We start from the raw sequence: 24,152 nt of genomic DNA on the forward strand, positions 1-24,152 counted from the left end.
TCATTACGCTCACTGTTTCGCAGCCTTCTTACGCTGATCGTGATCAAGGATAGCCTTGCGGATACGCATAGACTTAGGTGTTACCTCAACCAACTCGTCTTCCTTGATGTACTCCAGACATTCCTCGAGCGACATGACCACCTTCGGGATGATGCGAGCCTTATCATCGGTACCCGATGCACGCACGTTGGTGAGCTGCTTAGCCTTGCAGACATTTACCACCAGATCGTTGTCGTGAACATGCTCACCGACAACCTCACCCATGTAAACGTCCTCACCTGGATCGATGAAGAACTTACCACGGTCCTGCAACTTATCAATAGCATAAGCAAACGAATTACCTGTCTCAAGCGCAATCATTGAACCATTGACACGACGCTCGATCTCTCCCTTATAGGGCTGATACTCCTTGAAGCGGTGAGCCATGATGGCTTCACCCTGAGAAGCGGTGAGCACATTGGTACGCAGACCGATGATACCACGTGAGGGGATGTCGAACTCGATGTTGGTGCGCTCGCCCTGACTCTCCATAGAAGTCATCTCGCCCTTGCGGCGTGTCACCATATCAATCATCTTAGAGGCGAACTCCTCGGGAACATTGATGGTGAGCTCCTCGACAGGCTCGTGCTTCACACCGTTAATCTCTTTGTAGATAACCTGTGGCTGGCCAACCTGAAGCTCGTAGCCCTCGCGACGCATGGTCTCGATGAGCACAGAGAGGTGCAGCACGCCACGACCAGAAACCACCCACTTGTCGGTGCAGTCCTCGAAAGGTTTTACACGAAGGGCAAGGTTCTTCTCCAGCTCTTTCTCCAGACGATCGTTGATATGACGTGAGGTCACGAACTTACCCTCTTTACCGAAGAAAGGCGAGTCGTTGATCATGAAGAGCATAGACATGGTAGGCTCGTCGATAGCGATTGGTGGCAGTGGCTCTGGGTTCTCCATGTCACAGATGGTATCACCAATCTCGAACTTTTCAAGACCGATGACGGCACAGATGTCGCCACACTCTACTTCGTCGATGCGCTGATGTCCCATGCCATCGAAAGTGTGGAGCTCCTTGATGCGGGTCTTCTCCATCGAACCGTCACGATGGGCGATGGTGACCTGCATGCCGTCCTTCAAAGTGCCGCGATGCACACGACCCACAGCGATACGACCAGTATAGCTGCTATAGTCCAATGAGGTGATCAGCATCTGAGGTGTGCCCTCCAACTTTTTAGGAGCGGGAATCACCTCCACGATCTTATCAAGCAGATAATGAATGTCGGTGGTGGGGTTGTTGTAGTCCTCGCTCATCCAGCCATTCTTGGCCGAGCCATAGACCACGGGGAAGTCCAGCTGATCCTCTGTAGCATTCAGAGAGAACATGAGATCGAACACCATCTCATAGACTTCCTCTGGACGACAGTTGGGCTTGTCCACCTTGTTGACCACAACAATAGGCTTCAAGCCAATCTCGAGTGCTTTCTGCAGCACAAAACGAGTCTGAGGCATGGGGCCTTCGAATGCGTCGACAAGCAACAGACATCCATCAGCCATATTCAAAACACGCTCCACTTCACCACCGAAGTCGGAGTGTCCCGGAGTATCAATGATATTGATTTTCGTTCCCTTCCAGTTGATGGAAACGTTCTTAGAAAGAATGGTGATGCCTCGTTCGCGCTCCAAGTCGTTTGCATCCAGTACTTGGTTCGACAGGTTCTGTCCCTCGCGGAAAAGATTGCCTGCGAGCATCATCTTGTCCACGAGCGTAGTTTTGCCGTGGTCAACGTGTGCGATAATCGCAATGTTTCTGATATCCTGCATAATTATTTTACGTAAAATCGGGTGCAAAGTTACAAAAAATGCTAGTTTTAAGCAAATTTTTTACTTTTCACTTTTTACTTTTCACTTTTTTTTGTACCTTTGCACCCGCTTTTCGGAAAGTCCGAAGCATTCGACGACGTTTTGCACTCTGTGATTAAGGCGTCATGACGTCGGAAGAATGTATGAGCAAAAACAGTAATTAATCACATTTCAATTATGTATCTCGATCAAGCTAAGAAGCAAGAGATTTTCGGCCAGTATGGCAAGTCAACAACAGACACCGGTTCTGCAGAGAGCCAGATTGCTCTGTTCACCTATCGTATTAAGCACCTGACAGAGCACCTGAAGGCTAACCACAAGGACTTCGGTACCGCTCGTTCACTGACCAAGATGGTAGGTCGTCGCCGTAAGTTGCTGAAGTATCTCTACGATAACGACATCAACCGCTATCGTGCTATTGTGAAGGCTCTCGGTCTGCGTAAGTAATCGGCAGCACTTCGCGAAGCGGAATCATGACAAACTCCCTCTCCTGCATCAGCGGGTGAGGGATTTTTAGTTCCGGCTCGTCCATGCATAAGTTATCGTAGAGCAGGATATCTATATCAATAGGACGGTCCTGATACAGACACACGTCGTGTGACTGACGGATGGTGGCATGTGCAGCCGTCTTGCCCAGCAGGTGCTCTATGTACTGTGTCTGGTGCAGCACCTCGAAAGGCGACAAGGACGTCTCCACACGAATGGCAGTATTAACAAAACCATGGGCAGACTGGAAGCCCCATGGTTCGGAATAAAAAAAGGCTGATTGGCACACAATATGTCCAATCAGCCTTTCTATATGTTCATAGGCCTGAAGAATATTCTCCTCACGCTGTCCGAGGTTTGAGCCCAGGCCTAGATATACATTATGCAGTTTAATCATCCAGTATCAACATGGCATCGCCATAGCAGCCGAACTGATAGTCGTTCTTCAATGCCTTCTTATAGCCTTCCATCACGAGGTCGTAACCGCCAAAGGCTGTGGCAGCCATCAGCATGGTTGACTCGGGATGATAGAAATTGGTAATCATTGCATTAGCCAGGCCATACTCGTAGGGAGGGAAGATAAACTTGTTGGTCCATCCCTCGAACTCTTTCAGCATGCCATCGGTGCCAACTGCCGACTCGGTGGCACGTGCTGTGCTGATGCCCACGGCACATACGCGGTGACCCTCTGCCTTGGTCTTGTTCACAATGTCGCAAGCCTCAGCACTGATAATCATCTGCTCAGAGTTCATCTTGTGCTTGGTCAGGTCTTCCACCTCAATAGGATCGAAAGAGCCCAGGCCGCAATGCACGGTGATGTAAGCAAAGTTATAGCCACGAATCTCCATCATCTTCATCAGCTCGCGACTGAAGTGAAGACCTGTTGCTGGAGCCGTCACAGCACCTTCATGACGTGCATAGATGGTCTGGAACTGTTCCATATCATCAGGCTCAGCCGGACGACGGTCAACGATATAGCGTGGCAATGGTGCCTCGCCCAGCGAGAACAGCTCACGCTTGAACTCATCGTGCGGACAGTCATATAGGAATCGCAGCGTACGTCCACGACTCGTGGTATTGTCGATGACCTCGGCCACCATAGGACCTTCACCATCGAAGAACAGCTTATTACCTATTCTTATCTTACGTGCGGGCTCTACCAGCACATCCCAAAGACGCAGTTCTTCGTTGAGCTCACGCAACAAGAACACCTCAATCTTAGCATCGGTCTTTTCCTTAGTACCATAGAGACGAGCGGGGAACACCTGTGTATCGTTAAAGATAAACGTATCACCCTCTTCGAAGTAGTCCACGATATTGCGGAAGGTCATCAGCTCTTCGGTATCGTTGCCCTCGGCATCCTTCTTGAACATATCGATCTTCTCGCTCTTACGGTGTATCACCATCAGTTTACACTGGTCACGGTTATAAACGCGATCAATCGTACCATCCTCATTCTCGAATGCGCGATGAGGGGGATAGAGAGCTACTTGGCTCTCTGGTAGTTTGAATTTGAATTGTGATAACTTCATTATGGTGTATGTTAATTGTTTGCTGTTTATTTACTTTTCAAATCTTCTATATCTTGCTGCTCCAGCCACTCGTTGAACTCGTCAAGCTTGACGCAGTCTTCAATACGTACATCGCCTAAACGGGTGCGGCAGAGGGCTGTGAGGAAAGCACCGCTATTGAGTGCCTTACCGATGTCGCGTGCCAGCGAGCGGATGTAGGTTCCCTTGCCACAAGCCACGCGGATGCTCATCTGCATGGTGTCGGGATTGAAGTCGGTCAGTTCTATCTCATCAATCCTCACGGGCTTCGCCTTCAGCTCCACCTCGTCGCCTTTGCGGGCCAGATGATAGGCACGGTGTCCATCGACCATCACGGCAGAATAGACAGGAGGCACCTGCATAATGTCGCCCTCGAACTGTTTCAGCACCTGGAGTATCAACTCGCGGGTGATGTGCTTGGTGGGATAAGTCATATCTACCGTATGTTCACGATCGAACGATGGTGTCGTGGCTCCCAGTTGCAGTGTTGCTGTATATTCCTTGCTCTGCAGTTGCAGACTCTCTATCTTCTTTGTTGCCTTACCCGTGCACAGTATCAACACGCCCGTTGCCAGCGGGTCAAGTGTTCCGGCATGTCCCGTCTTCAGGCGCTTCACGCCCAACTTCTTCGACAGTCGGGTGCGCACAAAAGCCAGTGCGCCAAACGACGACATGCGATAAGGCTTGTTGACAAAAACAAAAGCTCCTTCGTGGAAGTTCATATCAGTCAACCATTGCTAGTGAATGACCTGTCAACAGCATCACGATGATAATGCTGCCAACGATGATACGATACACTCCGAAAGCCTTAAAGCCATATTTCGACAGGAAGTTCACGAACCACTTCATGGCAAGCAGCGCCACTACAAAGGCTACCACGCATCCCAAGAGCAGCATGGTGATGTTGTGCGTTGTGGCCCATGCCGTGTCTTCCTTAAACAAGTCGAGCAAATCCAACAAGGTGGCACCTGCCATTGTAGGTACGGCCAGAAAGAACGAGAACTCGGCAGCACGCTTGCGGGTCAGTCCCTGTGTCATACCACCCACGATGGTTGCCATAGAGCGCGACACGCCTGGAATCACCGAGATACACTGGTAAAGACCAATATTGAACGCACGCTTCTCTGTCACCTTATTCTCGTCGGTACCTTTATTGAAGAGCTTGTCGCAGAACAACATGAAGATGCCTCCGACAACCAGCATGACGGCTACCACCTCGACGCTGTCGAGCAACCAGTCAAGCAGTCCCGACTTCTTAGCCAACAAGCCGATAACGACTGCAGGCAGCACACCGACAACCAGCAACCAGTAGAAATTGAAGCGATGCTTCAGCTGCTGCAGAAGGTTGCTTCCGGCAGGTGCAGGACTATTGTCGAACTGGAAGAACTGTTTCCAATAGAGGCATACCACAGACAGGATGGCACCAAACTGGATGATGAACGTGAAGGCATGCACGAAAGCCTTGTCGCTCTCGCTCAACGATGACGGATCCAGACCCAACAAGTTCTGCGTGATGATCATATGACCCGTCGAAGAGACTGGCAGAAACTCGGTGAGACCCTCTACGATAGCTATGATGATGGTTTCAATCCAGGTCATTCGGCCTCCTCCTTATCTTCCTTCGACTTATAGACAACGGCATATATCATCGACACGAAGCCCAGCAGACAAACCACTGGAGCAACCTTGACACGACGAGCGCTGAAGATATTAGGATTGAAGGCGTCCGCCGTAGAACTGTCGCCACCCATCAGAATAAATCCTATGATGACAATGAGCATGCCCACTGCCAGCAGGATGTAGTTCATCTTTCCAAATGCAAAATCTCTCTTATTCATGAAATGATAACTCTATATTTCTATTAACTTAAATCTTATAAACCTCATTGGCCGTCATGCGCAGGAACTTGTTGACCGACAACAGAGTGCAGAACAACATAATCAGGAAACCAGCCAGGAACACAGCACATGCCGTGATGACCATCTCGCGCCACGTCAGGATGTCGGTAATACCAGGCTCGTAGCGGAACAGGCCATAGACCACACCGCCAAGTACCAGACAGGCAATAAAGGCCGACAACACGCCGATGCACAGTGAGTTGCGAAGGAATGGCTTACGAATGAAGCCCCACGAAGCACCCACCAGCTTCATCGTGTGAATCAAGAAACGACTGGAATAGACGCCCAACCTCACACTGCTACTAATCAGTGAGTAGCTGACGAAGATGAGCAATAGCGACAAGACAAGAAGAACAACACTGACGCGCTGCACATTGCGATTCACATCGTCTATCTGGTTCTCCATATAGGCCACATCCGTCACCTTTTCGTTGGTCATCAGATGGTCGGATATCTTTCGCATGGAATCAGTGTCCACATAGTCGGCATTCATCTGTACCTCCAGTTCGGCCTCAAAGGGGTTCACACCCGTAAACTCCTTAGGATCGGCACCCATCACCTCGGTCATGGTCTTCAGCGCATGCTCCTTGCTGATATAGGTCACATGCTTGGCATAAGGCTGCGCCAAAATCATGTTGCCCAGTTCCACACCTTCACTGACAGACACCGTGTCGCCCAGCATCACGTTCATCGTTACGTTTTCACGCACAAAAGTAGAAAGGTTTCGTGCTGTCAAGACAGACATGACCACCAAACCCAACATTACCAACACCATAGTAGTGCTGATGCATAGTGTTACGACCTGCAAGCCATAACGGCGGCGGGTCTTCTTTTTTCTATTCTTCATTCGCTTTAAGGCGTAATACACCAAATTGTCTGCAAAGTTACGTCTTTTTTGGTAGTTTTATACCACAAACACGTTAAAAGGAGTTAAAGAGCCCCTTACTTTTTATCATAGCTGACAGAAAAAACTTACTTTTGCCGCCATTATGAGTACGATTATTTATCCTTCTCCGATTTTCGGTCCCATCCACAGTCGTCGTTTGGGTACATCGCTGGGTATCAACCTACTGCCAGCCGATGGCAAGGTGTGCACCTTCGACTGCATCTACTGTGAGTGTGGCTTCAATGCCGACCACCGGCCTCATCTGCCCATGCCCCACCGCCAGCAGGTGGCCGAGGCCCTTGAGGCCAAGTTGCAAGACATGCAGCAGAACGGCCCTACCCCCGATGTGCTGACCTTTGCCGGCAATGGTGAGCCCACGGCCAACCCCGAGTTTCCTGAGATTATAGACGACACGCTTCGCCTGCGCGACAAATACTTCCCCGAGGCCAAGGTATCGGTGCTGAGCAATTCTACCATGATCCACCGCCAGGCCGTTCACGATGCGCTGATGCGCGTGGACAACAACATCATGAAACTGGACACTGTGGACCCTATATATATAAATAAGGTAGATCGACCCACGGGCCACTACGACGTGCAGCAGATTATAGAAGACCTGAAGCGCTTCAACGGGCACGTCATCATCCAGACCATGTTCATGCATGGCGACCACAGCGACAACACCTCAGAGGAATATGTGGGTCCGTGGCTGGAGGCAGTCAAGGCCATTGCCCCTCGCCAGGTGATGATTTACACCATCGACCGCGAGACGCCCGACAAGCTTCTGCAGAAAGCTACACACGAAGAACTGGATGCCATCCGCGACCGCGTCATCGCTGCCGGCATTCCTTGTCAAGCATCCTATTAAACAAGACAAATAGTTTGGCGGCACCAAACCCATCGTTTAGTGCCGCCAAAGCGATACTTTAGTGCCGCCAAACAGCAGGTTTAGCGGCACTATTCTTTTTGTTTCTATTTTTCCACGAAACCGTCCATGATAGCTGTGGGTGCACCTTTACTGCTGAAGGCACCCAACTTATAGGCACTGGGCAGGCACTGTGGCTCCCAGTAGAAGATGCCACGGCAGCGCCCGTTGCACTCATTGCGTGCTTCGCGAATGATGCGCTTGAGCTGTTCCCTACCCTTCTCCATCACTTCCGGATGCTGTTCATCGACTAGGAAACCTGTCTCGACGATCATCACGTCGCGATTGAACTTCTCTGTGACCCTGCGGATGTTGGCCATACAGTCCATGATGCACTGCTCTTCAGTGGGCTCACGCTTAGCTTCCAACGCCCAGTAGGGATAGAGCGACATGCCAATCATGTCGAACTTGCCACCGTATTTCAGCACGATGCCCAGGTTCTCGTCGTAGAGCTTAGGATCAAAACCATTATCCAGATGCACAATGACAATGGTCTCTGGCGACACTTTCTTCACGGCATCATAGCCAGCACGGATAAAGCCAGCATAGTGACGCGGGTGCTTCTTGATGTGACCCATGTCCCACAGCATGCCGTTGCTGGTCTCGTTGCCCACCTGCACCCAGCGCGGTGTGACACCATGTTCTTTCAGCAAGCTGATCACATCGGCTGTATGTTCGGCCAGCGCCCGGCGCATCTTGCGATAGCCATAGGACTTCCACGCAGCGGGAATGGGCTGTTTGCCGGGATCTGCCCACCAGTCGCTATAGTGGAAACAGAGCATCACATCCATGCCCAGCGCCTTAGCGCGCAGTGCCTTCTGCAGCACGTCCTCGCGTCCGCACCATCCGTCTTTGGGGTTCACCCACACACGCAGTCGCACGGCACGCATCTGGTAGTCGGTCTTCAGCAGTTCCATGAGGTCGCGCTGGCGCCCCTGGTTGTCGTAGAATTTCTGTCCATGCTGTTCCTGTGCGGTCAGCCAACCGATGTCGGCTCCCTTCACGAAGTCGCCTTGAGCCTGTGCACTGCCAAAGGGCAGGAACAGGAACAACAGCAAAAGAATTAGAAGTTCCATTTAGCAGCGATGGTAGGATTGACGAAGAACTTTTTATCGTTATACAAGTTATACACGAAGTTGTTGCTCAGCTCCACCTCGGTACCAAAGCTCAGGTGCTCGTTCACGTTGTACCACAACTGAGGTTCAGTCAGCATCACCAGCTGTCCATGGCCGTTGGCCTTCTCGCCGCGCCAGAAGTCGATGAAACCAGCGAAGCGCCATTTGTCGGCAAAGTTCAGCCCCCAAACGCCAGTCAACTGCAGCGAGTGGTAAGCGTTGGTATAATTATAACTCTTGAAGTAGCGCTTATACATCAGCTGCACCGAGTAAGTCTTCGAGAAGTCAGCGTTATGTCCGTTCCAGGCACCACCCAACAGAGCCGACTGCTGGAAGCTGCCTCCCTTGTTGAGTCCGCCATCATACTCCACGTGGGCAGCAAAACCCTTACTACCAATATTGAATTCACGCGAGATCTCAGCATAGGCAGCCTCTGTGAACTTACGACTGAAGTCGATATCAACGAAGTAGAACCACGAACCCCACTGGTCAGCCTTAAACTGCTCCAGGGTCATTGTCACCTTCTGTCGACCAGCCTCCTCGTTAGAGTAGATGTTACGACCGAAATCATAATGCAACTGTACATTCTGTGCACTTACGCACGTAGCGAGCATCATCAGCGCGCTCAAAATTGTTTTTCTCATTTAGTTTAATTGTTTAACAGGGAATGTAAAATAAGTATCTGGGAATGGCTCATTCTTCAGTGTGAAGTGCCACCATTCAGAGTCAAGTGGTTTGAAGCCATGACGCATCATAGCCTGGCGGAGTATCATGCGGTTGGCAAACTGTTGTTCGGTGATAGAGCGCCCAGTGGGGCTCTTGCTGTTATCACCGGTATATTCGCCCGTTTCAGGATTACCACAGAAGTCTGGGTGACTTTCCGGTCCGAACCAGTCGAACGTTCCGCCCATATCAAGTTCCTTTTCCGTTTTCATATCAAAGAGTGTCAGGTCCACCGTGCTACCACGGGTGTGACCACTACGCTCGTAGATATATTCCTGTTCGAACAGCACACTCTTGTCCAGGTCTGGATAGAAGTACTGTTTCATCAGCGTATCGGCCACGTTTGTTGCCCAGCGTACAAAGTGGTCCACGCCCTTCTGCGGACGATAGGCATCATAAATCTTCAGTCTGTAGCCCAGCGCCATCACGTCGTCGCTCACGGCGCGCAGGCTGTCGGCAGCCACCTTGGTCATCAGGGCTGTGGGCTGCTCATAGCCGTCGATGCGAGTGCCCACGAAGTTGTACGTACCATAGTAGCGTATCTCCAGAATAGCATCGGGCACCACGTCCGTCAGGTTTGCAAACTGGCTACTGTCGTCGGTGGGCAGCAGCCTACTTTCATCGTTATTATTGCAGGCTGTCACGGCACAGATGCCGAGCCAAAGCGCTGCCAGTCGGAAGTAATAAATAGGTCTCATAGTAAACGATTTTACTGATTTCAAGTGCAAAGGTAGTAAATAAATGCTAATGTTCTATACAAAAGCCACAAAAAAAGGTGCTCATTGAGCGAGCACCTTTATTCCATCTTTTATCACCAGACCCAAATTTTTATCCTTGGCTTTCATGCCAGAGAGCGTGTAAGCCCGACTAGTCTGCTTTCCCATTTCGCTATGCCGTATGCCTGTTTCAACGGGCAGTGGCTTATAGCTTAGCGAGAAATTATCAAAGCAGCACCAGCTATCGTCCTGATGTCCGCTGGTCTTCAGTCCGATGCGCAACGAAGCTTTCGTTGTCTGCGTGTATTCCATCTCGTTCAGATAATGTCCTTCGGCAAATCGCATCTCGGCAGCATGCATACTGTTGGGATAACCATTCAGGTTGTCCACCCTGCCATACTGTTCTGCCTCTGGCCATTCCTCCGAGTACAGCGATTTCACCTTTTGCATTTGGTTGTTCACATAGAAATAGGCCTGTATATCTTCCGTTCCAGCCTTATACATCCCGTCGCCTTCATTCTTTTCCACACGGTAGAGGGCATTGCACCTCACGGTATAGATGCCTGGCTTCATACCAGAGAGCATCTGATACATATCGAAATCTTTGTTGAACTCCTCGCCACAGCCCGAACGGTAGGTAGGGTTACCCATCCAACCGCTGGTCGATGAAAAGTCATAGTTAGTGACGAGCAATGTCATGTCGAGCGACTCGCCATCTTTGGGCTGAGCATCCAACGCCTTCAGATAGTTTTTTACAGCGGTCTTCAACGAGTTCAGTGCGCTATTAATAGCATCTTGTGTTTCTGCCTGCGCAAGTTTCGTCTCGGCAGAAGTCATCGAAGTGTTCAGGGTGCTCAGCGCTGTAGATTCAATGCTGACTGCCGCATTCTTCTCGGCAGCGCCTTTCCACAATTGAAACTCTTCGCAGAGGGGAACCACTGCAACCACCGACTTCAGCATATTGTCAACGTCAGTCAGCACGCGGGGCTTCTCATCTGCCGTCAGTTCGTTGGAAGTTGCCCTGTCCACCAGTCCATTCACCTTTTGCAAGAAAGCTGCAGGCAGACTACTCTCGTCGGCCAGCGACTTCAACCGTGAGGCTGCCTCATCCAAGCTACGGTCCACGACTGTTGTCTCGCCCATCTTCTCCACTGTCATGCGGTCAATATTAGGCATCCAGGCATCCTCGTTGTACAGCTGGATACTGTTTGAGCCGGCCATCAAACTGACGGTCATCTCATACTCTCTGAAGTCACCCCATCCCGGCGTTTGTGCCTCAATTGCACCGGCAATGTTACCATTCACCTCGACCGTAAACGAGCGCTTGTCTTGTGTAGCGACACGGAAGCGAACCACATAGTCGCCGGCCTCAGCCACATAGACATCCTTCCACTCCAGATAGTTGCTGCGGCGACCGCCCAGCCAACCGGCAAAGGCTCGTCCGCTGGCGCCATCGCCCGTCTGATAGTTGGCGGTGCCCAGCGCCTCGTTGTTCGACACCTCCTGATAATCGCCAAGAAAGGCCGTCTCTGCCTCATACAAATAACGCATCAAGCGCTGCTCGGCAGTCAAGGTATAGATGCGGGTACCATGGGCTGGTACAAGCACTGAGAGCGCTTTCTCCATTGTTCCCAAATCCTGATGTTCAAACACATCGCGCACGGCCACCTTGCCCCCAAGGTCCAGTTCGCCGAAGCTGACGCTCATCTGCACGGGCTTGTCAGACGGATTATAGAGAGCCACAGCACGTGTCGTTCCGTGGAGCGTCAGGATGTCCTTTGCCAAGACATAGGTATCGCCTGTATGCTGCACAACGTAGGCCTGCAAGCACAGCGGATCCTGGTTCAAGGCAATCAGTTCTTGGTTCTTCAACAACTCCAGCGCACGCTCGTTGATGGTTGCCATGTTACAACCGATCAGCAGCGGACTGGCCATGATGCACCACATGCCGAAATGTGTCTTATCCTCCTCTGCCGTCATCGATCGACCCACCTCCAGCATGTCCATATCGTTATAGCAGCCATCATAGCAGTAAGCCGACATGTAGAGGTTCTCGTTCAAAATGCCTTTCACCGACTCCCATCCGTCGTAGATGTCGCCAGTGGTGCGCCACGATGTTGACACATCATGACACCACGTGCCCGGATAGGCCCATCGGCACAGGTTATAGCGCACGTCACGCCCCGTATTGACGATGGCGTCGTGAATGCGGCTGTACTGTTTCTGCTCATTGAGTCCCAGGTGGATGCCGCCGCAATAGTCCACTTTGATAAAGTCAAACTCACACTCTTTGAAGTAGTAGTCGCAGTCTATCTGCTCGTAACCATAAAGTCCCACATTGGTGTTCTTCACATCGCCATTACTGATGCTGCCGCAAGTGCAGTCTCCTGCATCACTGTAGATGCCAGCCTTCAGGCCTTTCGAGTGGATATAGTCACTCACCACCTTCAGTCCGTTGGGGAAACGCTCAGGATGGATGCACACCTTTCCTTCGGGCGTACGACCATACTGGAAGCCATCGTCAATGTTGATGTACTCATAGCCCACATCCTTCAGGCCCTGGCTGACCATAGCGTCGGCCTGACCTTTGATGATGTCCTCGGAAATGTGAACAGAAAACGTGTTCCATGAACTCCAGCCCATCGTAGGGCCTTTCTCGTTTTTCGGAGCCACTGCTCCACCTCTTGCCTGGGCACACATCACAGTTGCCACAGCAAGTGTTGTCAAAAAGAATTTTCTCATTATTACTATTGTTTAGGTTGATGAAACTAAAATCTCATTACTTTGGTTTTCAGCTTTTTGCAAAGCAAAGTTACATTAAAAATCCTTTAATCAGCCCTTCAACGAAAAAAAATGTGTAACTTTGCTCCCGATTTACGTAAATTAAACATTATTGCACAATTATTATGACTAAAATAAAGACTATCGGTATCCTGACTTCTGGTGGCGATGCTCCCGGAATGAACGCTGCTATTCGTGCCGTAACACGTGCCGGCATCTACAATGGCTTCAACATCAAAGGTATCTATCGCGGCTACGACGGCCTGATCAAGGGCGACGTTAAGTTGTTCACCACCGAAGACGTGAGTGGTATCATCAACCGTGGCGGCACCATCCTGAAGACGGCCCGCTCAAAGGAGTTCATGACACCCGAAGGACAACAGCAGGCCTACGAGACTTGTAAGAAGGAAGAGATTGATGCACTGGTGGTGATTGGTGGCAACGGCTCGCTGACGGGTGCGCGCAACTTCGGCATGGAGTACGACTTCCCCGTGATTGGTCTGCCTGGCACCATCGACAACGACCTCTATGGCACCGACTCTACCATTGGCTACGACACCACCATGAACACCATCATGGAGTGTGTGGACCGCATCCGCGACACGGCCAACTCGCACGAGCGCATCTTCTTTGTCGAGGTGATGGGACGCGACGCTGGCTTCCTGGCACAGAACTCTGCCATTGCCAGCGGTGCCGAGGCTGCCATCATCCCCGAGGACGTAACCGATGTGGACCAGTTATCACAGTTCATGGGACGAGGTATTCGCAAGTCGAAGAAGTCATGCATCGTCATTGTCTCCGAAAGTCCAAAATGCGGTGCCCTATATTATGCCGACCGCGTGAAGAAAGAGTTCCCAGAATTCGACGTCCGCGTATCTATCCTTGGTCACTTGCAGCGCGGTGGAACACCTTCTGCACACGACCGTATCTTGGCTTCGCGCACAGGCGTTGGCGCCATTGAGGCTATCAAGCAGGGACAGCGCAACGTGATGGTGGGCATTCGTAACAATGAAATTGTCTATGTGCCATTCTCTGAGTGTATCCGCACAGACAAGCCTTTCAATAAGAAGCTTATCAAGGTGCTCGACGAGCTAAGCATCTAATCACTAAGGAGAGAGAGAGTACGTTATGGAATATATGTCTCAAGAGGGCTACGACAAGCTCGTAGCCGAACTCCGCCACCTGGAGAACGTGGAGCTGCCGCAAGTGCGAGACGCTATCGCCGAGGCGCGCGACAAAGGCGACCTGAGCGAGAACTTCGAATACCACGCTGCCAAACGCGAACAGGGCCGACTGCTCAGTCAGATTCGCTTCCGCCAGCGGGTGCTCGAGAATGCGCGCGTCATTGATAAGGCGGTGCTGAACAACGATGGCATCGGGCTGCTGAACAAGGTGGAGATGACCAACCTGGCCAACAATGCCCGCATGACCTACACCATTGCCAGCCCGCACGAGGCCAACCTGCGCGAAGGTAAGATTTCTATCAAGTCGCCCATAGCACAGGCTTTGCTCAACAAGAAGGTGGGCGACATCGTCGAAGTGCGTGTGCCGGCAGGCATACAGCGGCTTCGTATAGAAAGTATCAGTCTTTAAGAAAATAACATTTCACTGCCTTAACCATGACGAGAAAACTTCTGCTACTGACTGCCATCTTGGTGCTGGGACTGACATCCTGCACCAAAGACAAGCCGACCACGTGCATGCTGGAGGAAGGCATCCCCAATCATGCCGACTCGATTATCGATCGCGTGGGCGACACGCGCAATGTGCCTCTGATTCTGGCGGTCATCGACAGTCTGGAGCAGGAGGGAGAACTGTCAAAGGTCAGGGTCATCTTCTACAAGACCGTTGCTTATAATCTCAGAGAAGAGTATCGCACATCGTTTGCACTCTACGAACAGCTAGACAACATCAACGTGAAGAAGCTGACAGACCTGTGCGACGTGGAGTGCTATGTCTATTCCTACAACAACTACGTACGTCTGCTCTGCGAGATGAAGCGCTACGACGAAGCGCTCAACGTGGCTTTCACCGTGGATAAGAAGTTGAAGGCGGCTGGTCACAACTCTTTCATCGATCATCACGACATTGCTCAGATCATTGGCAACTGCCAACTGAACCTGGGACAGACGCAGAAGGCGGCCGAGAGCTATCAACGGGCGCTGCAGGGCGTACGCAACCGACTGAGCATTCACAGTTGGCCGCTGGACTACCGCGAATGCCAGAAGACGATGAACGCCATTGCGCGTATCTACATCGAGAAGGGGCTCTACAATGAGGCCGCGCCATGGATCCAGCGACAGGACTCGCTCTATCTCCTGGCCGACAAGCATCCTCATAGGGATAGCGTCTTTCAAGACGAGATGAAAGCGGAAATCTGCTATTGCAAGGCATTGCTGGCTCATGCACAAGGCCGTAACGACGAAGCAGAAAAGGCCTACAACGACTACCTGTCAACGCAGACTTCTAAGGTGACAGGCAACATCATCAACAACAACGAATACCTGTTGCAGACACAACGCTACAGCGAGGCGGCCGACAACTATCGTCTGCTGGATCAATATATGCTCGAAGGCAATCTGGAAAACGACCTCGAGAATATTGGTCGCTACTACATCCCGAAATATCAAGCTAACATGCTGGCCGGCAGGATCGACTCGGCACTGAGCATCGCCAACCGGGTGGCACAGATCTACGACTCGGCACTCAACCAGCAGAAGCTGAGTCTGGCTGCCGAGGTGGCTGCCGTCTATGACATTCAGGGCAAGGAGCGCCAGATTGCCGAACAGCGGTCTAAGCTCTACCAGATGCGACTGGTGGCCATCGCCGTCTGTCTGTTTTTGATTGTCATCTCCTTTGGCGTCATCATCCTCAACCACCGCAACCACCTGAAGAAGCTGAAACAAGAGCATCGGAAACTGGAGGATGCCTACGACAAGCTGGACACCACCAACCATCAGCTCATTGAAGCCAACAAGCGTGCTGAGGAGTCATCGAGAATGAAGACGAACTTCATTCAGCAGATATCACACGAGATACGCACGCCACTCAACATCCTGACGGGCTTCACCCAAGTACTGGCTAGTCCAAACATCGAACTAAGCGGCGAGAACCTGCAAGAAGCCAAAAAGAAGATTGAAGAAAACAGCAAGCGCATCACCGACCTCATAGACAAGATGCTGGACCTCAGCGACACCAACCACGAGATATGCGACTGTTGCCAGGACAACGTCATGCCCATCGAGATTGCAACACAGGCCGTTGAGGAATGTGGCATCAAAGAGGCCTCGCACCTCAACTTCGACATCAAGCTGTCGCAACAGGCCGAGGTGCAGCACATCACAACCAACAAGGCGCATGCCGTCAAGGCGCTGACCCTGATACTCGACAATGCCCGCAAGTTCACCCGCCCGGCCGAGGCCACAGGCGTGTCTGTAGGCAGTCGTAAGGAGCGCGTCACGCTGCAGATAGAGGTGGCCAATGATCAGATATGCTTCATCGTGGAAGACACCGGCATTGGCGTGCCACCCGAGGAGGCCAACCACATCTTCACCGAGTTTGTACAGCTCAACGAGTACTATGACGGCACGGGCATCGGCCTCTCCATCGCCCGCTCGCTGGCCAGAGGTTTGCACGGCGACATCTTCCTGGACACCACCTACACCGCCGGCGCAAGGTTTGTGCTAACACTCCCCATCAACCACTGATTCTTTCTGCCATCGCGCCCCTTTCGCCACCCAATAGTGGCACTCTGGCGCAGCCCAACCGCCACTTCTGCTCTGCAATAGTGGCACTCCCCCATTTGTTCCAGCCCCTAGAAAACACGAATCTAGCCCCTAGAAGCATCGCATCCAGGGGCTAGATTCACCCCGTCCAGGGGCTGCGCGCAGCTCATCCAGGGGCTAGATCCGCCCCAAAAGTGCCACTATTGCATCTCAAAACTGCCACTATTGCATCGCTATAGTGGCTCTATTGCCAATCCAAACAGGCCAAATAACAATAGCCTTCCGCCGAGGTTTGTGCCATATTTTGTTAAATATAGCTGCAATTATATGGAAAGCGAGGATTTGTGAGTAACTTTGCACAAATATTATCACTTGAACAAATTGTAATGTTGAAATAATGACAAAGTTAATAGCAATACCTACACGCGACGGCATGGTTGACGACCATTTCGGACACTGCGCTTATTATAGCATAGTAACACTCGACGAACAAAACCAGGTAGTAAAACAAGAGCGACTAGACTCGCCTGAAGGATGTGGCTGCAAGTCGAACATAGCATCAGTTATGCAAGAGATGGGCATCACCCTGATGCTGGCTGGCAACATGGGGACGGGAGCCTACAACAAGCTATCTGCTCACGGCATCACTGTGGTCAGGGGATGTCATGGAACAATTGAGGATGTGCTCCAGGCCTATCTGAATGGTGAACTGAAAGACTCTCTTGAAGCCTGCAATCATCACGACTGCAACAACCACGAAGAGAAGCCCGTGTATGTGATGCCGACATTAGGCAAGTGATTTGCATCGAAGCATGGAATGGACAGTATTATCAGATAACAGGACCATCAATCCAGCTTTTGAAACAGAGCATGGTCTTTCTATCCTTCTCGAAACGGAGAAGCACTGCATCCTGCTTGATACGGGAGCCAGCGACATACTGATCCGCAATGCAGAGCGTTTAGGGAAAGACCTCAGCAGTGTTGACTATGTATTTATCTCACACGGACATAGCGACCATGCAGGAGGACTGAAGCATTTTATGGACATCAATAAGAAGGCAAAGGTCATTGTCTCTCCCGATGCCATCAGCGGCATGTTTTATTCTAAACGCCGATATCTGCACTCGATTACCACCGAATGGCCGGAATTCCCGCAAGAACGGTTGCTGCAGATTAATCATAGTGGTAGCATAGGCGACGACATCTATGTCATAGCACACATACCCCACCTTCATCCGATGCCAGAAGGCAATCAGCACCTTTTCGTTCAAGACAAGCAGGGGCAGTACGTTCATGATGATTTCCGCCACGAGCTGGCTTTGTACACAAAAGGCTTGTTGTTTACGGGATGTGCTCACAGTGGGTTGGAAAACATCCTTGCAGCATGTCCGTTGCCGGTAAAGATGGTTGTCGGAGGATTTCATCTGCTCGACAATCATGAGGACGAAGTCAAACTCACAGCACTTTCCAGCAGGTTGACGGAAGCCTATCCTCAGACACATTTCTACACCAGTCACTGCACAGGCGATGCAGCGTTTGCCATTCTGCAAGACGTGATGGGAAACAAAATACATCCATTTTCTTGCGGAACACAAAATGTAACACGTTTCTGTTAGTCGTATTTGACCACCACTTGACTTCCCCAGTAGTCTTCTTACGTGGGTACAAAGTTATATAGTTTGCGGAGAGAGAGGGATTCGTGCTCGACCCGAAGGGGCGCTTGCGAAACGGAGTGAAGCAAGAACCCCCGACCGGGGTATGAGATATCCCTCTCTAGAAGCAAAAAAAAGAGCAACCCTATTGGATTGCTCTTTCTTTTTGCGGAGAGAGAGGGATTCGAACCCCCGGTGCCTCTCAGCACGGCGGTTTTCAAGACCGCTGTAATCGACCACTCTACCATCTCTCCAGTGCTCGAACTGCTTCAAAGCGGGTGCAAAGGTACGAGTATTTTTCCACTCCTGCAAATTTTTCAGCAACTTTTTTGCAATATCATGGTAAATTTGTATCTTTGCACCATGATTTATCCAAATAATTACGAATATAAGATTGGTTTTGAAGATATTCGTTCTCTCTTGCGTGGACACTGTCTCAGCTCGCTGGGACGCGAGAAAGTTGACGAGGTCCACTTCTCTGATTCTGCCAGCGAAGTGAACGAATGGCTGGAACAGATTCGTGAGTTCCGCCGACTGCAAGAGACCACCGACGATTTCCCCCTACAATATTTCTTTGACGTGCGCGAAGCCGTGGCACGCATCCGCATGGCTGGCACACACTTTGAAGAGCAGGAGCTCTTCGACCTGCGCCGCTCGCTGGAGACCATCAGCAAGATTGTGGCCTACCTGAACAAGGATGGCGAGGAGAAAGGCGAGACGACGACCTACCCCTATCCTGCCCTGCAACGACTGACCACCGACATCATGACATTCCCAGCCATGATACGTCGCATCGACTCTATCATCGACAAATACGGAAAGATCAAAGATGGTGCCACCATGACGCTGGCCAGCATTCGCCATGAGTTGGCCAAGACTGAGGGTAGCATCTCGCGTACATTATATAGTATATTACATAGTGCGCAGCGCGAAGGACTGGTAGATAAAGACGCAGCGCCAACCATACGCGACGGGCGCCTTATGATACCTATCGCACCTGGGCTAAAGCGCAAGATCAGCGGTATTGTGCACGATGAAAGTGCCACTGGCAAGACCGTCTTTATAGAACCAACAGAGGTGGTTGAGGCCAACAACCGCGTCCGCGAACTGGAAGCCGAGGAACGTCGTGAGATTATCCGAATACTGACGGTATTCTCGGACGAGGTACGTCCGCACGTCAAGGATATACTGGACTCCTACCAGTTTCTGGCTCAGATAGACCTGATCAGGGCTAAGGCAGAATTGGCCAAAGCACAGAAAGCCTATGAGCCACACGTTGGCGACACGCCACATATCGACTGGATCCAAGCCGTGCACCCACTGCTGGCCCACTCGCTGGAGAAGCAAAACAAGAAAGTGGTGCCGCTAGACGTCACCCTGCTGGGCAACAAGAAAGAGGCTGATGGTGCATCTATCCTGATTATCTCGGGTCCTAATGCCGGCGGTAAGTCAGTATGTCTGAAGACCGTAGGTCTGCTGCAGTACATGTTGCAGTGCGGTCTCAGTATTCCTTTGAGCGAGCGTTCGTCATGTGGCTTGTTCAGAAACATCATGATAGACATTGGAGATGAGCAGAGCATCGAGGACGACCTGTCAACCTACTCAAGCCACCTGATGAACATGAAACAGATGATTCGCAACTGCAACGAGCACACGCTGTTGCTGATCGACGAGTTTGGCGGTGGTACGGAGCCACTGATTGGCGGTGCCATAGCCGAGGCCGTGCTGCGACAGTTCTGGAAGAAGCACGCCTTTGCCATCATCACCACCCACTATCAGAACCTGAAGCACTTTGCCGACGACCACAAAGGTGTGGTGAACGGTGCCATGCTCTACGATCGTCATCAGATGAAGGCCCTCTTCCAACTGAGCATCGGCCAGCCGGGCTCTTCGTTTGCCATTGAGATTGCCCGCAATACCGGACTGCCCGAGGAGGTCATCAACGATGCCTCAGAGATTGTGGGAACAGAATATATCCAGAGCGACAAGTACCTGCAGGACATCGTGCGCGACAAGCGCTACTGGGAAGGCAAGCGCCAGACCATCCACCAGCACGAGAAGCGCCTGGAGCAGAAGGGCGAGAAACTGGAGGCGAGCATCGAGGAGATTGAGCAGGAACGCAAACAGATTCTGCGCCGCGCCAAGGAACAAGCCGAAGAGCTGTTGGCACAAACAAACAAGAAGATTGAGAATGCCATCCGCGAGATACGCGAACAACAAGCCGAGAAAGAGGCCACACGCCGTATTCGCGAAGAGCTGGAAACCTTCAAGCAGCAAGTCACCGACATTGACACACGTGCCAACGACGAGATGATAGAACGCAAGATGCGCCAGATACAAGAGCGCAAGAAGCGAAAAGAGGAAAAGAAAAAGAAGGCGGCCCTTTCAGAAGCAACAACAGAGAGCCTTGCCCAATCGCTGAAACCCAGCACCCCCTCAGCAACGACAGCATCGGCTCCCATCGAGGTGGGCAGCATCGTGCGCATCAAAGGCCTCACCTCTTTGGGCGAGGTAGAGAAGATAGATGGCAAGATGGCCACCGTCATCTTTGGCGGCATGAAGACCAAGATGCGAATTGACCGTCTGGAGACCGCTTCGGAAAGAGAGAAGGCAAAGGCCAGCGCCGAACAGGCAGCCTCAAAACATGAGGGTCTGGCCATTCAGACCTCGCGCATGACACGCAACACCATAGACGAACGTAAAACCAAATTCCGACAGGATCTGGACGTACGCGGCATGCGTGGCGACGAAGCCATCAATGCCGTGACCTACTTCATCGACGATGCCATCCTGATGGGCGTGTCGAGCGTGCGCATTCTGCATGGTACAGGCAGCGGTATTCTGCGCCAACTCATCCGTCAATACTTGGCTACCGTGCCGAATGTCAGCCACTTCCGCGACGAACATGTACAGTTTGGCGGCGCCGGTATTACCGTGGTCGAACTGGATTAACGAATAATTGATGTAAGTCAATAAAACCTTTGTGTGCGTGCACAAAACTTTTCACTTTTGATTATTCTTCAAAAGAATATACCTAACTTTGCACCGCAATTCAGGATAACAGGCGTTCCCCGTGACGGGCATACGCACTGTACGCAAAGAAACGAGGGCCTTGGCAAAGCCCCATAAAATAGAGTATATGAAAAGATTTGTGAAGCTAGTAAGTCTGAGCTTATCGATTCTAACCCTGATGCCCCTTAGTGTTGGGGCAGCCACAAGAAACGAGAGCTCAGCCCCGTTTGATTGGACCCCCGTGATGGAGGCCATCATTCAGGTAGAGAGCGGAGGAAATCCACGCGCCGTGAGTGGGAACTCGGTAGGCGTCATGCAGATCACCCCTATTTGCGTCAAGGAATGCAATAAGATTCTGAAGAAGCTAGGACGCGATTTGCGATACACGATGAACGACCGTTACGATGTCAAGAAGTCGAAAGAGATGTTCCTCCTGATTCAATCGTATCACAACAAGACGAACAACGTCGAAAAGGCTATACGTTCGTGGAATGGCGGACCCCGCTACAGCGTAAAGGCTACTAATCGCTACTATCAGAAAGTGATGCGTTGCATAAAGTAGGCATTCCCACAAGCGATGACCACAGGCCATCAATGGGAAACTCAAAATGCCCCGCAAACGTTCAAAAGAGAACATTTTGCAAACATGCTATAAACAAGTCCGATTGGCAGGATAAAACCTGGCGATCGGATTTTTTTTAAGAAAAATTTGTATAATCAAAATATTATAACTACCTTTGCACCAGATCTATAACTACATAACCACGGACTCCTCTTTTGATACGCGAAATAAAACGAAGCACCCATGTCCCAAAACATAGGCCATGCCGATGTCTTCCCGTTGGTGAATCGCGCATATCACAGGGGTCCAGCGAAAGAAATAAAGTATATGACAAGACTAATGAAGAAAATCTGTCTAAGCTTGTCGATTCTAACCCTGATGCCTCTCGGAGCTGAGGCAGTAACTAGAAGCGAAAGCTTAGCCCCGTTTGACTGGACCCCCGTGATGGAGGCCATCATTCAGGTAGAGAGCGGAGGAAATCCAAACGCCGTGAGTGGGAACTCGGTAGGCGCCATGCAGATCACGCCCATCTGTGTCAAGGAGTGCAACAAGATTCTTGAGAAGTTGGGCCGCAAACTGAGGTACTCGATGAACGACCGTTATGATGTCAGAAAGTCGAAAGAGATGTTCCTCCTGATTCAATCGTATCACAACAAGACGAACAACATCGAAAAGGCGATACGTTTGTGGAACGGCGGTCCCTGCTACAGCATAAGGGCCACCAACAGTTACTACAAGAAAGTGATACGTTGCATGAAGTAGGCTCGCCCGTCACATCCAGGTCAGAAGCACCAACGGGACACAAAGGAAGCCTCGCAAACGTTCAAACAAAGAACATTTTGCTAAAAGATGCTAGCATACAAGCCCGATGGTCAGACCAAAAACCTGACGATGGGGCTTTTTTTTACTAAATATTTGTTAAAAAGAAAAAAAGTATGTATCTTTGCAACAAGATATTAACTACACATAAGAAGGACCTAATGAATTATTCAGTATGATAATCGAAGAAAGAAACGTCGGAAGTGCTTCCTGTCATGACATGGAACAGCACAAGGCTACCATCAACTTCCACCTCAACACCACCTCGGCACGCAGTGCCAACGCTATTGCAGGTGATGTGCGCGAGGCCGGACGTCCGATGCGCGAAGGCAACCTACCCACGGGCGCCATCATCTACGATGACCTAGGACAACCCATGATGAAGCCAGGCACACTGAAATGTACCGAAGCCTTCGGAAGATATGTCGATGAATATGGCATTGCCGAACTGACAATGACCATCACCGACCTGGACGTGACCCCCATACACAAGGCCTTCGACGAAGTATGCCGCTACGCTCAAAGCCGTGGCATCCGCATCACGGGCACTGAACTGGTGGGAGCCGTGAGCAAAAAGACCCTGATTGATGCCGGCAAACACTTCCTGGAGAAGCAGCATCGCTCGCTCGGCGTGCCTGAAGACGACATCATCAAGATCGCTATCAAGTCGATGGGACTCGACACAGTGAAGCCGTTCAACGTGCGCAAACAGGTGATAGAATACCTGTTGGAGGACGAGAAGAGAGAAAAAGAAGAGGCGCCTCGCAAACTTGTGGACCTCAGCGTGAAAGCATTCACCGAAGACACCACACGCGAGAATCCCGCGCCCGGCGGAGGCACCATTGCCGCCTACATGGGAACACTGGCTGCCGCCCTAGGCACGATGGTTGCCAACCTCTCGTCGGCCAAGGTAGGATGGGAGGAACGATGGCAAGAATTCTCGGATTGGGCCGCCATGGGACAAGACCTGACAACAACGCTGCTCCACCTGACAGACGAAGATGCCATCGCCTACAACAGGCTGAGGACAGCCATTGGCATGCCCAACGTCAACGAACAGGAAAAGGCCCTGCGCACAGAAGCCATCCAGGAGGCCACCCTCTATGCCGCTCAAGTGCCACTGCGCACGATGAAATCCGCTATGCAGGCATTCATTATCTGCAAGGCCATGGCCAAAGAGGGCAGTCCTGCCAATGCCAGCGATGCCGGTATAGGTGCACTGGCTGCTCGTGCGGCCGTCATCGGTGCCGGCCTGAAGGTGAAGCTTAACGCCAGACAACTGAAAGACCACACCAAAGCCAAGGAACTGATTTCAGAGGCACAGGATCTCATCAGCCGGTCCGACCTTCACGAGGCGGAAATCCTGGCTATCGTCAACGAGAAGTTGACATCGGGCTATCATTAAGCACGCCACCCCCTCTATCTGTAAAAACACCTAAGAATCATATCAG

At 51.2% G+C, this 24,152-nt stretch carries 21 protein-coding genes, 1 tRNA gene and 1 pseudogene; 11 read left to right on the plus strand and 12 right to left on the minus strand.

Features of this window, described 5'->3' with window-relative positions:
• Positions 1-9: 9 nt before the first annotated feature.
• A complete protein-coding gene (gene typA, locus T496_RS0105475; RefSeq protein ID WP_027449852.1) occupies positions 10-1,812 on the minus strand; it encodes a translational GTPase TypA in 1,803 nt (600 codons plus the stop codon).
• Positions 1,813-2,028: 216 nt separating this feature from the next.
• Between typA and rpsO the strand changes: the two genes are divergently transcribed.
• A complete protein-coding gene (gene rpsO / locus T496_RS0105480) occupies positions 2,029-2,298 on the plus strand; it encodes a 30S ribosomal protein S15 (protein ID WP_027449853.1) in 270 nt (89 codons plus the stop codon).
• Here rpsO and folK read toward each other — a convergent pair.
• From folK to T496_RS0105510, 6 genes are read right to left on the minus strand one after another with little or no spacing between them, the layout of a single operon-like run.
• Complete coding sequence (gene folK / locus T496_RS0105485) at positions 2,267-2,734, minus strand: 2-amino-4-hydroxy-6-hydroxymethyldihydropteridine diphosphokinase (RefSeq protein WP_044110705.1); 468 nt, start codon at positions 2,732-2,734, stop codon at positions 2,267-2,269. The genes rpsO and folK overlap by 32 nt on opposite strands.
• Positions 2,727-3,869 carry a tRNA preQ1(34) S-adenosylmethionine ribosyltransferase-isomerase QueA gene (gene queA / locus T496_RS0105490; protein ID WP_027449855.1) on the minus strand — a complete coding sequence of 381 codons (1,143 nt, stop codon included), beginning with the start codon at positions 3,867-3,869 and terminating at the stop codon, positions 2,727-2,729. The genes folK and queA overlap by 8 nt, the downstream gene beginning before the upstream one ends.
• 26 nt (positions 3,870-3,895) lie before the next feature.
• Positions 3,896-4,609 (minus strand): tRNA pseudouridine(55) synthase TruB, encoded by a 714-nt coding sequence (gene truB / locus T496_RS0105495; RefSeq protein WP_027449856.1) that lies wholly within the window; start codon positions 4,607-4,609, stop codon positions 3,896-3,898.
• 1 nt (position 4,610) lies between these two features.
• Positions 4,611-5,486 carry an undecaprenyl-diphosphate phosphatase gene (locus tag T496_RS0105500; RefSeq protein ID WP_027449857.1) on the minus strand — a complete coding sequence of 292 codons (876 nt, stop codon included), beginning with the start codon at positions 5,484-5,486 and terminating at the stop codon, positions 4,611-4,613.
• Positions 5,483-5,725, minus strand: a complete 243-nt coding sequence (locus T496_RS0105505; RefSeq protein ID WP_027449858.1) for a DUF3098 domain-containing protein — start codon at positions 5,723-5,725, stop codon at positions 5,483-5,485. Before T496_RS0105505 ends, T496_RS0105500 begins: the two co-directional genes overlap by 4 nt.
• Positions 5,726-5,753: 28 nt before the next feature.
• Positions 5,754-6,632 (minus strand): cell division protein FtsX, encoded by an 879-nt coding sequence (locus tag T496_RS0105510; protein ID WP_027449859.1) that lies wholly within the window; start codon positions 6,630-6,632, stop codon positions 5,754-5,756.
• Positions 6,633-6,774: 142 nt separating this feature from the next.
• Between T496_RS0105510 and T496_RS0105515 the strand changes: the two genes are divergently transcribed.
• Positions 6,775-7,539, plus strand: coding sequence for a radical SAM protein (locus tag T496_RS0105515; protein ID WP_027449860.1), 765 nt, complete (start codon positions 6,775-6,777; stop codon positions 7,537-7,539).
• Positions 7,540-7,643: 104 nt separating this feature from the next.
• Here T496_RS0105515 and T496_RS0105520 read toward each other — a convergent pair whose 3' ends face one another.
• The 4 genes from T496_RS0105520 to T496_RS14670 form a co-directional block, all read right to left on the minus strand.
• The gene (locus T496_RS0105520; protein ID WP_027449861.1) at positions 7,644-8,672 is read right to left on the minus strand and encodes a glycoside hydrolase family 53 protein; all 1,029 of its coding nucleotides are present in this window, start codon (positions 8,670-8,672) and stop codon (positions 7,644-7,646) included.
• Positions 8,660-9,355 carry a nucleoside-specific channel-forming Tsx family protein gene (locus T496_RS14885; protein ID WP_027449862.1) on the minus strand — a complete coding sequence of 232 codons (696 nt, stop codon included), beginning with the start codon at positions 9,353-9,355 and terminating at the stop codon, positions 8,660-8,662. Before T496_RS14885 ends, T496_RS0105520 begins: the two co-directional genes overlap by 13 nt.
• Positions 9,356-10,132 (minus strand): M15 family metallopeptidase, encoded by a 777-nt coding sequence (locus T496_RS14890; RefSeq protein WP_052342095.1) that lies wholly within the window; start codon positions 10,130-10,132, stop codon positions 9,356-9,358.
• Positions 10,133-10,213: 81 nt separating this feature from the next.
• Entirely contained in the window at positions 10,214-12,892 is a 2,679-nt protein-coding gene (locus T496_RS14670) for an alpha-galactosidase D (RefSeq protein ID WP_081783558.1), read from the minus strand.
• 164 nt (positions 12,893-13,056) lie between these two features.
• Here T496_RS14670 and pfkA point away from each other — a divergent pair, with 164 nt between their 5' ends.
• The 5 genes from pfkA (at position 13,057) to T496_RS0105560 (ending at position 18,272) form a co-directional block, all read left to right on the plus strand.
• Positions 13,057-14,034, plus strand: a complete 978-nt coding sequence (gene pfkA, locus T496_RS0105540) for a 6-phosphofructokinase (protein WP_027449864.1) — start codon at positions 13,057-13,059, stop codon at positions 14,032-14,034.
• 25 nt (positions 14,035-14,059) lie between these two features.
• Complete coding sequence (greA, locus tag T496_RS0105545; protein ID WP_027449865.1) at positions 14,060-14,524, plus strand: transcription elongation factor GreA; 465 nt, start codon at positions 14,060-14,062, stop codon at positions 14,522-14,524.
• Positions 14,525-14,550: 26 nt separating this feature from the next.
• A complete protein-coding gene (locus T496_RS0105550; RefSeq protein WP_027449866.1) occupies positions 14,551-16,638 on the plus strand; it encodes a tetratricopeptide repeat-containing sensor histidine kinase in 2,088 nt (695 codons plus the stop codon).
• A gap of 415 nt (positions 16,639-17,053) precedes the next feature.
• Positions 17,054-17,455 carry a NifB/NifX family molybdenum-iron cluster-binding protein gene (locus T496_RS13570; RefSeq protein WP_044110707.1) on the plus strand — a complete coding sequence of 134 codons (402 nt, stop codon included), beginning with the start codon at positions 17,054-17,056 and terminating at the stop codon, positions 17,453-17,455.
• Positions 17,456-17,468: 13 nt separating this feature from the next.
• The gene (locus tag T496_RS0105560) at positions 17,469-18,272 is read left to right on the plus strand and encodes an MBL fold metallo-hydrolase (protein WP_027449867.1); all 804 of its coding nucleotides are present in this window, start codon (positions 17,469-17,471) and stop codon (positions 18,270-18,272) included.
• Between the two features lie 205 nt (positions 18,273-18,477).
• Here the strand turns inward: T496_RS0105560 and T496_RS0105565 are convergent.
• Positions 18,478-18,562 (minus strand) — tRNA-Ser (locus T496_RS0105565).
• A gap of 109 nt (positions 18,563-18,671) precedes the next feature.
• On the opposite strand from T496_RS0105565, the gene T496_RS0105570 reads away from it, so the two are divergent.
• The 4 genes and pseudogenes from T496_RS0105570 to T496_RS13575 form a co-directional block, all read left to right on the plus strand.
• Positions 18,672-21,260 carry an endonuclease MutS2 gene (locus tag T496_RS0105570; protein ID WP_027449868.1) on the plus strand — a complete coding sequence of 863 codons (2,589 nt, stop codon included), beginning with the start codon at positions 18,672-18,674 and terminating at the stop codon, positions 21,258-21,260.
• A gap of 187 nt (positions 21,261-21,447) precedes the next feature.
• A complete protein-coding gene (locus tag T496_RS0105575; RefSeq protein ID WP_027449869.1) occupies positions 21,448-21,882 on the plus strand; it encodes a transglycosylase SLT domain-containing protein in 435 nt (144 codons plus the stop codon).
• 327 nt (positions 21,883-22,209) lie between these two features.
• Positions 22,210-22,644, plus strand: a complete 435-nt coding sequence (locus T496_RS0105580; RefSeq protein WP_027449870.1) for a transglycosylase SLT domain-containing protein — start codon at positions 22,210-22,212, stop codon at positions 22,642-22,644.
• Positions 22,645-22,945: 301 nt separating this feature from the next.
• Positions 22,946-24,106, plus strand: a pseudogene (locus T496_RS13575) (cyclodeaminase/cyclohydrolase family protein); the annotation flags it as partial.
• Positions 24,107-24,152: the final 46 nt, after the last annotated feature.

Origin of the sequence: Xylanibacter brevis P6B11 (assembly GCF_000621825.1) — a bacterium.
Classification (GTDB): domain Bacteria; phylum Bacteroidota; class Bacteroidia; order Bacteroidales; family Bacteroidaceae; genus Prevotella; species Prevotella brevis.